Below are 16510 nucleotides of genomic sequence, written 5' to 3'. Positions count from 1 at the left end.
AACTGATCGTCTGTTTTTAATTAACATTGTTGGTCTGGATTTGTAATTAGGAGCTATGTCCCCTGAATTTTTAATACGCTATTAAAGGATTGTGAGTATGGAACTGCAAACTGAAAACTGTCAATTGATAACTTTTTAAATTAATCTTTGTAATTTTCGTCCATCATTTAAATTCAATGAAGCTTAATATTCAACCGACCGTAATTTTTAGAACACCTAAATTTTCATATCAATCTGAACTTGCAGATTGTTGGGAGGAATTAAAAGCGGCAATAGCAATATCCTCTGCAACATTTTACGAAACCATAAAAGAAGTAAAGGCAAATGAACTAAAAGATCTTCCACCTAAAGTTTATTTTACCATCTGGAAATATTTTAACCGTGCGAAATTCCGGTCAACACCATATGGTACTTTTGCTGGTTTTAGTTTGTTAAACGATGCTATTAAATCATCAGAAAGCAGAATAGTAGTTGAAGAAACTCAAAAGGTGCGCGAACTGGTAGATTGGCCTTATAAGAATAATATTCAATTGCCATTGGCAGAAGTGCTGCGAAAGAACTGCCTCATATTTAGTAACAGCAGTTACTATTTAACGCCGAACAGTATCCGTTATATAGCCTGTACCGATGGTGTTTTTGAACTTGCTGAGTTAGATCAAGACGACTTTGTAAAGCAAATATTGGCTGCTTGCTTAACACCTATTAGGCTTAACGATCTGGTAAAACAATTAAATTTAAATGATGCTGAAACCGAAAATCTGTTTGGTTTGCTGCAGGATATGCACGATTTACAGCTTGTTTTTACCAACTACGATCCCAATATTATAGGAAATGACTATTTTGAACGTTTAGGGCTCACCGCTACGGCTGAGTTGCCAAAATATCTTATCGCGCAACGCACTGCTTTATCGGGTGGTATTAATGAACGTTTGCTTCAGGCTATTCCAGGTTTGATCAATATACTCCATGGTGTGATGCCCGCAAAAGATCGTGATGCCCTTAGCCAGTTTCAGATCAGGTTTAAAAAGAAATTTGAAGATCAGGAAGTACCATTATTACTAGCACTAGATCCAGAAATGGGTGTAGGCTACGATGAGCTGGAGCAAGCTGGTCAAAACAGCGAGTTTATCACACGCTTCAATACGAAGCCGCCGAAAAAAGCGGAGGCTGAAAATATTAAAACGGCTTTAAAAACCTCCCTGACGGAACAAAACTTCGAAAAAGGTAAAACTGTTTATCTGAACAAACTTACCTTGACACCGAATCAGAAATTAGCAGCCTTACCTAATTCATTTAGCATGGTAATGTCTGTTCATGACGATTTGATTTTTATCGAACAGATAGGTGGAGCAACATCAAATGCATTAAGCGGAAGATTTACAATGGCGGCCGATCATGTAACACAATATGCTAAAGACATTGCGGGCGCCGAACAACAAGCAAACCCCGAGGTTTTATTTTTTGATGTGGCCTATATGGTTGAGGCCAATGTAGATAATGTAAACAGGCGAAAACTGATTTATGGGCATCAATTATCAATCTTAAATTTTGATACCTCAGCATCGCCACTTGCCTTAAATGATATACAGATTTCAATTCGGGGCACAGAGATTATTCTTCGCTCTAAGCATTTAAATAAACGGCTCGTACCAAGAATGGCTTCTGCGTACAACTACATCCGTTCAGATCTTTCTGTATTTAGGTTACTGTGCGATTTGCAACATCAAGGCTTACAAACAAGTCTTTCCTTTCCACTTGATACTATTTTCCCTGATTTGGATTATTATCCAAGGTTACAATATCAAAATATAGTTTTAAGCAGTAATAAATGGAGGATTAAAAAAGAAGCCCTTTTAAGTGCCGGTCAAAAGTCGCTATCCGTTGCCAACTGTAGGTCATACTTGAGCAATTTAGGTGTTAGTGAATATTTTAAAGCAGGTATATCCGATCAGACATTATGCTTTGCACTACAAAACGACGATGATATAAATGCTTTTCTGCAATACCTGCAAAAACATGGAAGTACCTATATAGAAGAAGTGGTACTGCCTCAAAACAGTATCGTGGTTGATGAAGCAAATAAGCCCTATTTAGCCCAGTTTGTTTTAAGTATAGGCCATGGCGATCAGATTTATCGTGGTTTGACTAAAACATCCACAAATGCTGAAGTAACGCGATTTTTCGTGCCAGGTAAAGAATGGCTGTATTTCGAAATTTATTGCCACCAACAACGCGGTGATCAGATTTTGACAGATATAATTGCGCCTTTCATATTCACTCATACTGATCAGGTCAAATCGTGGTTTTTTATCCGCTACAATGAAAATGGAAACCACATCAGGTTTAGGATTCAGCTAAACAATCCAAGGGATGGGCAGCTGTTAACATCAAAACTCATGGATGATCTGGAATTGTTTTTAAATTCAGGTTTGGTGTCTGATTTACAGATTAAAACCTATAAGCGGGAGTTAGAGCGTTATGGCAGCAACATGATCGAAGATGTTGAGCAGCATTTTGCTGTAGATAGTGAATTTGTGTTATCGCTTTTAGAAACTCAGACCGATGATTTCAAAAAATATAAATTGTGTAGCCTTTTAATTTCTAAGATTATCGAATCTAAAATTATAGATAAGCTGGCCGTCGATAAAACCATAAGAATAATGTCTGATTCCTTTAATGAGGAACATCAATTAGATGCTGCTGATTTTAAACAATTAAACAGTCACCATCAGGAGTTTCGTAAAACAGAATGGGCGGCATTAACAACAGAACAAGAGCAAGGGTTCGATAAGTTTTCGGATTCGTTTATCAAAATTCTTAAACAATGTGCTCCCGGAAATGCACTAAAGCTATTAACTGATTTAATGCATATGCATGTAAACAGACTTTTCAGCAAAGATCAGCGGACACATGAAATGGTTATGTATTATTTTCTGCTAAAAGATATCCAGCGTCAAAATGCAATGAAAGCTTAACGGTTTAACTTGGCCAAGGGGTTAACAACAGTTACATTTATTTCAGTAATATACCGGTTAAGCGGGTCTTTGTAATACCTGAATACATAATCATTGCCATAAAAATTACTCAGGCGCTTGCTAATATTGTCAATCCCTACATGATGGCTTTCTGTCTGTTTGCCCTTATTATCATTAATCATATTTATAGTACTGATATTAAGGTCGTCATTTTGGTAAGCAATTTTAATAAGGGCCTGCTGGGTAGAGTGTGAAACATTTCCATGCTTAAATATGTTTTCTACCAAAGTTAATAAGATAAGCGGTGGAAATCTTAACCCGAACATATCGCCCGTTACCTCAAGTTCCAGATTAATTGTGTTAGCCGTTCGGAGTTTATGTAGATTGATCAGGTGTTCAATTTGCTCAATTTCTTCACTTAGTGGAACCATTTCTGAAGCTTCAGGACGTTTTAGGGCATAACGCATCATTTCAGCCAGATTCATAATTGCATCTGCTGCCATAGGTGCCTTTTTGCGGGCGTCGTTATAAATAAAGTTTAAAGTATTAAATAGAAAGTGTGGATTGATCTGACTCCGCAGATAATTATTCTGCGATTGCACAAGATCGTTTTCTAAAGCCTGTTTTTCTATTTGGGTAACCAGGTTCTGTCGTTCTAATGCTTCTACTTTCTTTTGATCCTGAAATGATTTGATAATGTAAACATAACCGGTAGCCAATACTATGTACGAAATTGCCCGGTACAGACAAGATAATATGAATCTGACACTAATAAAATTCCACGATTCGTGGGGTATTAAGCCGATGTTGCCAAATATTAATACAAGAATATAACTTAAAGTAATATACGCCAGAAGCATTATTATAATTAGAAGCGGAATCTTGACAAATTTGAGGTAGTCATTTTTCTCGCTTGCAATTTTCTGTAGTAAAAATGCTTGAGAATAGAAGATACTTACATTGGCGATATACACCAGTAAGTAGATTCCTAGAGGCTGAAATTTTGTCGAAAAACCTAGACTTAAGATCTCATAAATAATATAAAAGCCCCAAATGATGAAGTGTAATCTGTACTTATTAAAGAATGCTTTGATGTTTAAAAGAGTCATTTTTTATTCTTAAATCTATTAAAATGGGGTTTTTATCTCCTAAAAGCTAGGGTTTGTGTAAAAAAGTAGTGCTGTCTGTTTTTCTGTTGCACCTTTACAGAAATTAATAACAATAATAATTAACAACAATAAAAGACATACACCATGAAAGTTCAACACACAACAACTACTGCTAAACTTGCTAAAAAAACTGTTTTTGTATATAAAAACATTAAAGGTCAGAATAATTTTTCTACTAATCCAACAGACATGGGTCAATCAGTAGTAACTACTAGCTGGATTAATGCGATTTAATTAACAATAATTTATACTTTTAACTTAATATTTTATGAAAACCACTAAACTCACCAAAAAAATTGTTTTCATTTATAAAAATATAGCAGCAAGAAATAATTTTTCTACTAACCCAACTGATATGGGCCAATCGGTAGTAACTACCAGTTGGTTAGTTGTAATTTAATGTGCTATTGATTTCGATTAGATTTTAACAAACTGCTCTGTACATAGGTGAAGAAAGCTTCTTTATAACCTTCGCCAATTTGGATCATCTCGTTATTTACCAAACGGATTATATTTCCATCTACTTTTTTAATTGCCGCTTTAGCAACAATGTTCGATTTATTAACACGTATAAATGCATGGTTTTCTAAGGCCTTTTCAATTTCCTTAAGTGTAAGGTAGGTAGTGTGGGTTTCAGATTTAGTAATAATCTGTATATAATTCTGTAGCGCTTTGATGTAAAGTATTTCATCGATAGCGATGTTAGAAAAAGCATATTTATGGTCGCCTTTAATATAAAGGGCTGCTACCTGATCAGCTTCTTTCGTACTAACCTTGGTATTATTTGCTTCCTTTTTTAAAATCCTATCAATACCTAGTGCAAATTTTGCAAACGAAATAGGCTTTAATAAGTACTGATCTGATTGTACATCAAATGCCTGCAGGGCATAATCAGGATGAGCAGTAGTGAAAATCAAATATTTTGCTTTTTCTCTGATATTTTTAGCCAGTTCCAATCCATTGATTCCTGGCATATCAATATCCATAAACAATAAATCAATTTCGTCCTCAATACTGATCTCAGTAAGTGCTTGGACAGGGCTGGTAAAAGTTTTAAAAACTGTTAAACCAGGCATTTCTCCAATGTGGTCAGTTAACACTTCAATTGCATGTTGCTCGTCGTCTATAACAACGCATTTTAGATTCATGAGTATAAATATGTTTGTTTTATTTGATTTGAATGCAAGTTAAATAAAAATGAATTGAATTAACAATTGCACCAAAAAAACTTATCTCAGGGTTTCGTCTAAAAAAAACCTAGGTTTCGTGTAATATTCTGGGTGGTTGATGTAAAAAAATTATCTAGACCCCTTCTTTTTATAATCTTTATACTGTTTGCCAAAAACAAAATAATTAGCAGTGAAAACTACTAATTGTGAAAAACATCTGCCTGCCCAATCTTGTGTAGCCTGTAGATAATAAAATTAGAAACAGGCCATACAATACTGGGTTAAAGATTATTAAAAACCAAAAAACAAAAATACCGAAAGCAAAAGAAACATTCCCCTACATCTACCAAGCCTCCACATGAAACACAACGAATACGAGTATTTACTTAATAAAATCTACTACAAGGGGATTCTGAAAAATCAAGGAATCAACGCAGATATGTACCAGAGAATGCAAAATGAATATAGCAATCTTGATGGACAAAACCTTGTTAAGGGCCAATTAGATGGCGAATACGCATTCAGAAAATCTTTTCTGGTTGTACGTAACTACGTTCAGCAAGCGATAAAAGATGGCATGAAAAATTTTCAGTTTACCATGCGAGCAACTGATATCAATAAATTAACTTATATGATTGATATGTTGAACAGAAACTTTTTTGATAAACAAAGTTTAGATCAAATTATTATCACTGCAAATTCGGTATTTAACCAATACAATTTAAAAAACTAACTACCCATAATAGATAACATCATGGAATTGAAAGACGAAATCGGGCAGTTTGCCGTAAGAATTAAGAAAATGCTTCCACAAGTTCAATCTGAAGATTTAACAAGGAATGCGTTAGTTATGCCTTTTATCCAAATCTTAGGATTTGATCCTTCTGAGGTTCAATCTGAAGCTGTTCTAGACTTCGGTGTTAAAAAAAGTAAAAAAGTTGATTATACCATTATGAAAGATGGCGAACCAACAATTCTTGTTGAATGTAAACACCATGACGATAATTTAGATATTCATGATTCACGCTTATCTAAATACTTCCGTAAAACAAAAGCTAAATATGGCTTGCTCACCAATGGTTTAGTGTACCGCTTTTACACAGAGAAAATGGTGAGATCAAAGAAAAATCAAGAGCCATTATTCGAATTTAAAATAACCGATACCAAAGCGGCTATCATTGCTAAAATGATCGAAGATCACAAAGATTATTTCAATGTAGATCATAAAACCAATGTAGTAGCAACAAGCTAACAATATTAATTTTTAATCTAAGAGTTCCCGAAAATTCTTACCCAAAAGTCCTGATCTGATCAGGACTTTTTTTATGTCCTCTCGCAAAAGAAAAAGGGAGAAACCGATTCGATTTCTCCCTTTAAACTATAACAGGATTTCCTGATTAAATTAATTCTACACTTCTGCTTACAAAAGCTGTTAATTCTGCACCAGTTAACATACCCTGTGCTAAAAGCGCTAAATCTACCGCTTGTTTAGCCAGGTTGCGCTGCTCTTCTCCTTCAGCTTTTAAAATTTTACTTACCAATTTATGGTTTCCATTAATGGCAACCTTATAGTTGTCTGGCATCTGGCCATAAAAGCCCATTCCGCCACCCATTGCAGCCATATCTTTCATTCTGCGCATAAATTCATCCATGGTAATGGTAACTGGTAATTCTTCAGGGTGTAAAGCCACAATTTCTACATGCATACCCGGTTTGGTAATGGCTTTTTCAAAAATAGCAGTTACTTCTTTTACCTGATCTTCAGTTAAAACATGCTCATTCTGCTCATTTTTCTCAATTAATTTATCTGCAACACTCGAGTCAACACGTTTGATTGATGTTTTCTCTAGTTTTTGCTCCAATTGATTAACAAAGTGATTGTCGATCGGCGAATCCAATACTAAAACATCGTAATCTTTTTTGTTGGCCGATTGGATAAATGCATCTTGTTTAGCAGCATCATTGGTATATAAATAAACCACTGTGCCGTTTTTATCGGTCTGTAATGCGGTTACCTTCTCCTTATACTCAGGAAGTGTGAAAAGCTCATTTTTAGTGTTTCCAACTAAAGCAAAATCTTTGGCTTTATCATAAAACTTCTCTTCACTGATCATTCCGTATTTTACAAAAAGACCAATATCTTTCCATTTATCTTCGTAAGCTTTACGGTCTTTAGCAAATAACTCCCCTAATTTATCAGCAACCTTTTTAGTAATGTAGTTGTTGATCTTTTTAACGTTGCTGTCGGCCTGTAAGAAACTACGCGATACATTTAAAGGAATATCCGGAGAGTCGATTACACCGTGCAATAACATCAAAAATTCAGGAACGATATCTTTAACCTCATCGGTAATAAATACCTGACGAGAGTATAATTTAATTTTGTTGCGCTGCATTTCGAAATCGTTTTTCAATTTAGGGAAATACAGTACGCCTGTTAAATTAAAAGGATAATCAACATTTAAGTGGATCCAGAATAATGGCTCTTCACTAAATGGATATAATTCGCGGTAAAAGCTTAAATAATCCTCGTCTGACAAATCTGCAGGAGCTTTTGTCCAGATCGGGTTGGTGGTGTTGATAATGTTCTCAACTTCAACATCGTTATACTTCGCTTTACCTTCTTCATCTACGCCATCCTCAACGGATTCTGTTTTAGTACCAAACTTAATTGGAACCGGTAAAAATTTAGCGTATTTATCAAGAATTTCCTGCAGTTTACTTTCTTCCAAAAACTCTTCCGAATCTTTGTTTACATGGAGGATAATATCAGTACCACGTGTAGTTTTAGTACCTTCAGTAATTTCAAATTCTGTACTGCCATCGCAAACCCAACGTGCAGGTTCAGCGCCATCCTGATATGATAAAGTTTGAATTTCAACTAAATCTGCAACCATAAATGCCGAGTAGAAACCTAAACCGAATTTACCAATGATTTCATTGGCATCTTTAGCATCTTTAAATTTCTCTACAAACTCACTTGCGCCAGAAAATGCAACCTGGTTAATGTATTTTTTTATCTCTTCGGCAGTCATACCCAAACCATTATCGCTAATGGTAATGGTTTTTGCCTCTTTATCAACCGCAACTTCTACCAATGGTTGACCAACTTCGCCATTAAACTGACCTAATGAACCTAGTCTTTTAATTTTCTGGACTGCATCTACTGCGTTAGAAACCAACTCACGAAGAAAAATTTCGTTATCAGAGTATAAAAACTTCTTAATTATCGGGAAAATATTCTCGGTGTGTATGGAGATATTTCCTTTTTCTTGTATGCTCATATGTAAATAAATTGTTTAATCTATATCCTGCATAACAAGGGTTGTTCCAAAAGAATTTGTTTGCCAAAATGACAGCCGCACGAGTCGTCATTGCGAAGCGATTTCTGATTCCATAGTCTGTGTTTTACTGGCTACTAGTTGTTTTTACTGTTACACAGTTAAATAATGATTCGGAAAGCAAAGCCAGTATTTCAATTGGTGTTAGTCCCGCTGTACCTGCTGCCCCGATGAAAACCTGTGAAACAAGCAAGCACACTATAGCATAATAAAGAGCAGTGCTTAATCGGGAGGCATTCGTGCCATCGGGTTTAGATCGGGTCGTGCTGTGCCAGTAGGAGGGGTTTCCACTCATAGTGCCTATTCCAATTCCGTGGTCTGTATCCTCACAGACCACCGCTAATATTTTACCAAGCAAAGATTTTAATCACGCTTCGCTTGGTAAGATGATGTTGTTTTAAGATAGATTTTTATAAAAATAAAAAAGCCAAGAAGATTTAAAAATCCTCTTGGCTAATATTTTAAATGTTGGATTAACTTAATTTAAAAGAAAACTTGGTTTATCTTCTTCCAGTGAAAGAATTTTAGTGATCTTTTTAAGCAATACATCCATTTGGAATGGTTTTGATAAGAAATCGTCCTGACCGTAGTTTAAGGTTGTAAAATCTTTTGGATCGTATAAACCAGAAATCAATAAAATTGGAATTTTAGAGGTGCTTTCAATTGATTTTAACTGCTCGCAGAGCACACGTCCATCGATATGCCCGAGAGAAATATCCAGTAAGATTAAATCAGGACTAAATTTTTCGATTCTGTTAAAAATTTCTTCACCATTATTTAGTGCCGAAACTTTAAATCCTCCGATTTCCAGTATTAATTGTATGGTTTCTAAAACCTCAATATCATCGTCTACTACCAGTATTCTCTTCATATGTGTTAGCATTTATATGCCGTTAAAAAATATAACAAAAGTTTATGTTGTTATGTTTACAATCTTAAGGATATTTTAACAATAAGTTTATAGGAGCTAAAAATTAGACTTCGATTTTAACTCGCTTGTTGTACGATGCCTTCTTTATTTAAGATAAAATTAAATAACTCTTCAATGGGCTTCTGTAGTATTTTCCCAGGCTCAATGCCATTTTCTAATAACACCGAAATTAATGTTTCCTGATAATAATAAGCTATGGAGCCTACAAAATGGCATGGAACGTTTTTATGTTTTGGATAATCTTTAACATTCGTATCTACAAATTCCTGAAAACCAGTTCTTAAAATATCCTGAATAAATGGATGGTCTTTGTGGTTGGCCATGAAACGGCTAAACCCTGCCAAATAGATATTAGGGAAAGGTTTTTGATATACGTTGGTAATAATTTGCTCCTTTTCTGCTGGGAAAGATTTTTTAAATTCTGCCGCTAAGTTGGATGGCATTTTATTGTACATATAGCTTAAAAGCACTTTTTTCCCAAAGAAAGTACCAGAACCTTCATCGCCAAGTACATAACCTAAGCCATGGTGGCCATCGTGGATTTTCTTTCCATCGAAATAACAAATATTCGATCCGGTGCCTAAAATACAGTTTAAGCCTTCGGCATTTCCGCAGGTAGCATATACCGAACCCAGAAGATCGTGATCTACTGAAATAAAAGCATTACCAAAAAAGGCTGATAGGCCATTTGAGACTACTTCATGTTTGTCTGGTGAAGAACAACCCGCTCCAAAAAAGTAGATTTCTTTCACCTCATCAGCACATTGTAATAAAGGTTCATTTTTAGAAATCAGCTTGGTAATTTCTTGCTCACTTAAGAAATAAGGGTTTATTCCAGGAGTACTAAATTTAATGGTTTCGCCATTGTGATAGCCCATCCAATCGGTTTTTGATGAGCCACTATCTGCAACAAGTATCATGGGACTAAATATAAAAATTAATTAGATAAGTTTATATTTCCACTGATTTCTTTCAGTGTTGTTTCGGCAATTTTGGCCTGATATTGCATTTCGATGAAACGGTTCTGTGCATCTATCGCATTTCGTTGTGCTTCTCTTAACTCTAAAGGGGCTATGCTACCTAAACGGTATTTTGCTAAAGTAATATCTAGGTTTTCTTTTGCAATATCTACATTTCGTTGCTCTAATTTAATCAGATCAAGGTAAGTGCTATAATTTTGATAAGCGGTAAGCAACTGCGCGTTTACATCAAGTTTGGTTTTATTTAAATTCAGGGTAGAATTGTCGATTTCGATCTTTGCATTGCGTTCTTGCTGGCGCTGTAAAAAACCGTTAAATAAGTTAAGGCTTGCCGTAACACCATAAGTAAGTCCGTTTGCAGCAAACTTTTGGTTAAAGCCCGTAGGGCTGGTGCTGTTTGCCCTGCTGTATCCAGAGTTTAAACTGATAGATGGATATCTTGCCCCACGTACTGATTTTAAGGTCAAGGAAGCTATCCGCTGATTGATGAAGGCGTTTTGTACATTCGGGTTCTGCTGCTCGGCCATTTCGGCCATCTTGCTAAAGAGGATGCCTTTGTCTACATCAATGTTATTAACAACAGAAAACGAAGTGCCTATATCTCTAACCATCAGTTGGTTTAATCGAACTTTAGCTACCTGTAAGGCATTTTTGGTCTGTAGGTAATTTGAAGTATCGGTATTATAATCAACCTGTGCGGTTAATACATCCAGTTTAGAACCGCGGCCAAGCTGCAGTTTTGTTTTGGCAATATTGGTGCGTAATACCGAAACATCCATAGCACTATCAGCTGCTATAACCAATTGCTGCTGTCTTACAATATCATAATAGGCCGTAATTACATCCGCTACAGTAGTTAAAATGGTTAGGCGTGCGTTTAATTCGCCTTGTTTTTGCAGTTCTTTTAAGCGATCGTAATTGGCGAACATACTAAAACCATCAAAAATGGTCCAGTTTAAATCGGCTCCATAACTGTTATTGGTACTTTTTGCTCCTGTAATTACCCGATCAGGACCAGTTGCAGGGGTTTGTCTGGTGTTCTGGATACTTCCACCATTGGTATAATTTCCAGTTAAATTGGGCAACATACCAGCATTACCGATATTGGCATTGTTCTTTGCCATATCGACCTGGTTTTTATTGATTTTAATATCGTAATTATTCTGTAAAGCAATGGTAATGGCTTCCTGCAGGCTCAGCTGTTCTTGTGCAACGCCCGAAAGGGATAAGCTTAGCAGTAGGGTAAATATTTTTAATTTCTTGCTCATCTTATTCTTCTATATGTAAAGCTTCTTGTTCAAAACGATGGGCCTCTTTCAATTCTTTATTCGGTTTGTATGGTTTAGCCCAGTAAGAGTAAATAGCAGGGATTACAAATAAGGTTAAAACCAAAGAGAATAAGGTACCACCAACAATTACGGTTCCCATACTCATTCTACTTTTTGCAGCAGCTCCTAAAGCCAATGCAATAGGTAGTGCACCAATGGCAATTGCCAAACTGGTCATTAAAATTGGACGCAAACGCGAAACAGCAGCCTCCCGTATGGCTTCGGGGATTGGAATGCCTTTTTCTTTTAACTGGTTGGCAAACTCAACAATTAAAATACCATTTTTAGTTACCAGGCCAATAAGCATAATGGTACCGATCTGGCTAAAGATATTCCAGCTTTGGCCACATAACCATAGCGATAAAAATGCACCCGCAACTGCCATAGGTACGGTTAAAATGATAATAATCGGATCTTTGAAGCTCTCAAACTGTGCCGAAAGAATTAAATAAACGAGTAGCAGTGCCAAACCGAATGCAAAGAAGGTATTTGAAGAACTTTCTTTAAAATCCCGCGATTCTCCACTTAAATCAGTAGAGAAAGTTTCATCCAATACTTTTTTAGAAATGGCGTCCATTGCATCAATACCTTCACCAATACTTTTCCCAGGTGCTAACCCTGCCGAAACAGTTGCTGCGATAAAACGGTTGTTCCTGTACAGTTGTGGTGGACTACTTTCTTCTTTAGCAGTAACCACATTGTCTAGCTGAACCAATTCGCCCTTATCATTACGTACGTAAACCGAGCTTAAATCTAATGGATCTTTCCGATCTCCGCGATCGAACTGGCCAATTACCTGGTATTGTTTCCCATTCATGAAGAAATACGAAAACCTTTGACCGCTTAAGCCTAAATTTAAGGTTTGGGCAATGGCAGATATAGAAACACCTAAGTTTTTGGCCTTATCCCTGTCGATTGTTAAGTTGATTTCAGGCTTATTAAATTTCAGGTTCACGTCAGAAACCGTGAATGTTGGATCTTTCGATACCGCATCCATAAACAAAGGAATTTTCTCCCTTAGTTTTTCGAAATTTTGTGCCTGGATAATATAACTGATCGGTAAGCCCCCACGACGGCCAACGGAGATAGTTGGTTGTTGGTTTACAATGGTTTTACCTTCGGTATATTTCTTTGTAATGCGGGTAAGCATATCGGCAATGTCTTTTTGCGAACGCTTACGATCTTCAGGATCAGTTAAACCCATCCTTACAAAACCAGAGTTTACCGAGCCTGAGCCACCAAAACCTGGCGAGGTAATGGTAATGTTCACATTTTTTTCGGGAACAGAATCCAGAACCAATTGGTTCAGTTTCATAATAAACTGATCGGTATAGGTAAAAGATGCACCCTCTGGAGTAGTCGCATTAATGTTTATCGCACTTCTATCATCATATGGAGCGGTTTCTTTTGGCAAAATCTTCCAGAATAAGAAAATTAAGCCCATACAAACCAAAATGATCGGAACGGATAGCCATCTTTTATCCAAAAATTTATTCAGGTTCGATTCGTAGGCATCATTTAATTTTACAAAATAGGGTTCGGTCCAATTGTAAAACCTGGATGGTTTATGTCCACCTTTTTTCATCAGGTAGGCATTTAACATTGGTGTTAAAGTAAGCGATACAAAGGCCGAGACCAATACTGCTGCACCGATTACCACCCCGAACTCTCTAAATAAGCGGCCAACAAACCCCTGCAAGAAAATTACCGGTAAGAATACGGCTGCAAGGGTAATGGAAATAGAAATTACAGCAAAAAAGATTTCATTTGATCCTTTAATGGCTGCCTCGAAAGGCGACATCCCTTCTTCTACTTTTTTAAAGATATTTTCGGTAACCACAATACCATCATCTACCACCAATCCCGTAGCAAGTACAATGGCCAGCAAACTCAATACGTTGATTGAAAATCCGAAGGCGTACATGATAAAGAAAGTGAAAATCAACGATACCGGAATATCAATCAATGGCCTGAAGGCAATGGCCCAATCTCTAAAGAAAAGGTAAATGATCAAGATTACCAGTACCAATGATAAACCAATCGTCTCGGCAACTTCGGTTACCGATCGTTTGATAAATAGTGTATTGTCTAATGCAACTTTTAGCTTAATGTCTTGAGGGATATCAGCTTTTAGCTTATCAAAACGTTTGTAAAACTCTTTACTGATATCGAGGTAATTGGCTCCTGGCTGAGGGATAATGGCGATGGCCACCATCGGTCTGCCCGATTCGCGTAAAATGGTTTCTTCGTTTTCAGGCCCTAAAATTGCATAACCTACGTCTTTTAATTTGATTACCTGGTTGCTATCTGTTTTCAGGATTAAGTTGTTAAACTCGCTTTCGTTGGTCAGTTTTCCTAAGGTTTTAACCGTTAGCTCGGTAGTAGCCCCGGTGATTTTTCCTGATGGAAGCTCTACGTTTTCATTATCTAAGGCGGTAACAATATCTTGTGAAGTTAAACCGTAAGCACTTAGTTTATTTGGGTCCATCCAAATACGCATGGCATATTTCCGTTGCCCCTGGATCTGTACGCTACTTACCCCCGGAATGGTTTGGATACGATCAGCGATTACGTTTTCAGCGAAATCACTTAACTCCAGTGTATTGCGTTTATCGCTCTGGATGGTCATTGATAAAATCGGGTCAGAATTTGCATCGGCCTTACTTACTACCGGTAAACCGTCAATATCTTTTGGTAAGGTACGGGCAGCCTGCGATACTTTGTCGCGCACATCATTTGCGGCCTCTTCTATGTTTTTATCGAGGTTAAACTCAATGGTGATATTGCTTGTTCCCTGGTTGCTTGATGAAGAAATATTTCGGATGCCATCAATTGAATTGATCGATTTTTCTAAAGGTTCGGTAATTTGCGATTCGATAATATCTGAGTTGGCACCAGGATAGGAAGTTCTCACCGAAACCACCGTTGGGTCGATAGATGGATACTCGCGTACACCTAAAAAGGTATAGCCGATTATCCCGAAAAGGACAATCAATAAGTTCATCACAATGGCCAAAACCGGCCTTTTTATACTCGTGGTTGAAATACTCATTATTGATTGTATTTATTTTTTTTATGCTCGTTGTTCATTCTAAAACAATATATTTTGGCTTCTTTTGGTAAACCGGTGTTAGCCACAGTTAGCCTGTTTTGTACCTCAATAGCTGCACTATCTATATTTTTATCTATGTTAAATTCAACGATAATGTTGCCAGCACCTTTTTGGGATGAAGTTGATATTTTATGGATATTGCTGATTTTTGAAATTTCTTTTTGCAAAGGATCTAAAATCTTCATTACTGTAGTCGAATCTGCCTTAGCATAGGATACATATACCTGCATCACTGCACGCTCTTTAGGGGTTTGCTTGCAGCTAACCAGGCCAAAAACCATATTCGCGACGGCAATAAAGGCTACTTTTTTGATACCCGTGGTTGAGATACTCATAATTGTTTAACCAAATGAACTTTTACCGGGGCATCTTTCTTTAATGCCATCGATCCGGTTGTCAAAACCGTATCGCCAACTTTTAATCCCGAGGTAATTACAATATTTTCATCAGTACGTGTACCAGCTTCTACTTTAACCTCTTGTGCTTTTCCATCCTTTTGGATATAAACAATCTTACCTTTTAAAACAGGAATAACTGCTTCGTTAGGGATAAGAATAGCATTTTGAAGGGTGTTTAAAGCCAGTTTAATTTTGGCGAATGAGCCGGGTAATAAAAGATTATCGGCATTTGGAGCCAGAGCCCTGATCTGCAATGTTCTGGTTGCAGCGTTAATTCCGGGTTCAATGGCATAAACCTTTCCTTTGTTTTCTTTAGAAGAACCATCAGTGGTAAAGGTAATCTCCGAATTCAGTTTAATCTGCCCAGCATATTTTTCAGGAACAGAAAATGTAATTTTAACCGGATTGGTGCTCACCAAATTGGCAATTACGGTTGCTGGTGTTAAATATGTTCCTGCAGAAATACTACGTAAACCCACTCTGCCAGTAAAAGGTGCGCGGATAGTCGTTTTAGTCAGTTGTGCCCTGATTAATTGTGCCTGCGCCTGTAGCGATTTTAAATCGGCTAGTGCTGTATCATATTCTTCCTGACTGATTGCACCTTTGGCCAAAAGCTGTTTTGCCCGGTTTTCGTTTGTTCCGGAAAGTTTTTGTTTGGTTAGTGCATCCTGCAATTGGGCCTGTATATCTCTGTCGTTTACTTTAACCAGTACACTTCCTTTCGATACCGTTGTACCTTCTTGAAAATAGATGCCGGTAACCAATCCTGATACTTCACTTTTTAATACAACAGATTCGTTTGCATCAATAGCGCCAGTTACCTCCAGATCATTATCAAACGATACCGGTTTTACGATGATTCCGTCAACTATCAATGGTGCAGAAGCGCCCCCTTTGCCACCAAGTTTACCTTTTCCAGCTCCGGCAGATGCTCCGCCTTTCCCTTCGAGTTTTTTATTTGCGTTAATTCTGTAATAGACCAAATAAGCCAAGCCTATAGCTAAAACAGCATAGATAATATACCTTTTCTTCATGTTTCTTTTTGTGTCGTGCGTATTCCGAACATTAAAATAAGATTAATATTCTAGAATTAGAGCGTAAAAATAT

General features: G+C 36.8%; 14 protein-coding genes. 5 read left to right on the top strand and 9 right to left on the bottom strand.

Annotation, left to right across the window (positions count from 1 at the left end; all coding sequences use genetic code 11):
• Positions 1–176: 176 nt before the first annotated feature.
• The gene (locus J7E57_RS11645; RefSeq protein WP_215130582.1) at positions 177–2975 is read left to right on the top strand and encodes a lantibiotic dehydratase; all 2799 of its coding nucleotides are present in this window, start codon (positions 177–179) and stop codon (positions 2973–2975) included.
• On the opposite strand, the gene J7E57_RS11640 is transcribed toward J7E57_RS11645, so the two are convergent.
• Positions 2972–3835 (bottom strand): sensor histidine kinase, encoded by an 864-nt coding sequence (locus J7E57_RS11640; RefSeq protein ID WP_215130580.1) that lies wholly within the window; start codon positions 3833–3835, stop codon positions 2972–2974. The genes J7E57_RS11645 and J7E57_RS11640 overlap by 4 nt on opposite strands.
• A gap of 393 nt (positions 3836–4228) precedes the next feature.
• On the opposite strand from J7E57_RS11640, the gene J7E57_RS11635 reads away from it, so the two are divergent.
• Entirely contained in the window at positions 4229–4378 is a 150-nt protein-coding gene (locus J7E57_RS11635; RefSeq protein ID WP_215130578.1) for a hypothetical protein, read from the top strand.
• Positions 4379–4412: 34 nt separating this feature from the next.
• Positions 4413–4544, top strand: a complete 132-nt coding sequence (locus tag J7E57_RS27265) for a hypothetical protein (RefSeq protein ID WP_262897901.1) — start codon at positions 4413–4415, stop codon at positions 4542–4544.
• 4 nt (positions 4545–4548) lie between these two features.
• Here J7E57_RS27265 and J7E57_RS11630 read toward each other — a convergent pair whose 3' ends face one another.
• Positions 4549–5292 (bottom strand): LytR/AlgR family response regulator transcription factor, encoded by a 744-nt coding sequence (locus tag J7E57_RS11630; RefSeq protein ID WP_215130576.1) that lies wholly within the window; start codon positions 5290–5292, stop codon positions 4549–4551.
• A 379-nt stretch (positions 5293–5671) separates the two neighbouring features.
• Here J7E57_RS11630 and J7E57_RS11625 point away from each other — a divergent pair, with 379 nt between their 5' ends.
• Both J7E57_RS11625 and J7E57_RS11620 read left to right on the top strand, forming a co-directional pair.
• Complete coding sequence (locus J7E57_RS11625) at positions 5672–6046, top strand: hypothetical protein (protein ID WP_215130574.1); 375 nt, start codon at positions 5672–5674, stop codon at positions 6044–6046.
• A gap of 21 nt (positions 6047–6067) precedes the next feature.
• Positions 6068–6565, top strand: coding sequence for a type I restriction enzyme HsdR N-terminal domain-containing protein (locus J7E57_RS11620; RefSeq protein WP_215130572.1), 498 nt, complete (start codon positions 6068–6070; stop codon positions 6563–6565).
• 145 nt (positions 6566–6710) lie between these two features.
• Here J7E57_RS11620 and htpG read toward each other — a convergent pair whose 3' ends face one another.
• From htpG to J7E57_RS11585, 7 genes are all read right to left on the bottom strand, one after another.
• Complete coding sequence (gene htpG, locus J7E57_RS11615) at positions 6711–8597, bottom strand: molecular chaperone HtpG (protein WP_215130570.1); 1887 nt, start codon at positions 8595–8597, stop codon at positions 6711–6713.
• A gap of 535 nt (positions 8598–9132) precedes the next feature.
• Entirely contained in the window at positions 9133–9525 is a 393-nt protein-coding gene (locus J7E57_RS11610) for a PleD family two-component system response regulator (RefSeq protein ID WP_116248685.1), read from the bottom strand.
• Positions 9526–9641: 116 nt separating this feature from the next.
• The gene (locus J7E57_RS11605) at positions 9642–10505 is read right to left on the bottom strand and encodes an N-acetylglucosamine kinase (RefSeq protein WP_251029894.1); all 864 of its coding nucleotides are present in this window, start codon (positions 10503–10505) and stop codon (positions 9642–9644) included.
• A 17-nt stretch (positions 10506–10522) separates the two neighbouring features.
• Positions 10523–11833 carry a TolC family protein gene (locus tag J7E57_RS11600; protein WP_215130567.1) on the bottom strand — a complete coding sequence of 437 codons (1311 nt, stop codon included), beginning with the start codon at positions 11831–11833 and terminating at the stop codon, positions 10523–10525.
• A gap of 1 nt (position 11834) precedes the next feature.
• Entirely contained in the window at positions 11835–14945 is a 3111-nt protein-coding gene (locus tag J7E57_RS11595; RefSeq protein WP_215130565.1) for an efflux RND transporter permease subunit, read from the bottom strand.
• Entirely contained in the window at positions 14945–15340 is a 396-nt protein-coding gene (locus J7E57_RS11590; RefSeq protein WP_215130563.1) for an efflux RND transporter permease subunit, read from the bottom strand. The genes J7E57_RS11595 and J7E57_RS11590 overlap by 1 nt, the downstream gene beginning before the upstream one ends.
• On the bottom strand, positions 15337–16437 hold the full coding sequence (locus J7E57_RS11585; RefSeq protein ID WP_215130561.1) for an efflux RND transporter periplasmic adaptor subunit: 1101 nt from the start codon (positions 16435–16437) through the stop codon (positions 15337–15339). The genes J7E57_RS11590 and J7E57_RS11585 overlap by 4 nt, the downstream gene beginning before the upstream one ends.
• Positions 16438–16510: the final 73 nt, after the last annotated feature.

Origin of the sequence: Pedobacter sp. ISL-64, assembly GCF_018613605.1 — a bacterium.
In the GTDB taxonomy this organism is placed as follows: Bacteria; Bacteroidota; Bacteroidia; order Sphingobacteriales; family Sphingobacteriaceae; genus Pedobacter.
This window is presented reverse-complemented; position numbering and strand designations above follow the sequence as displayed.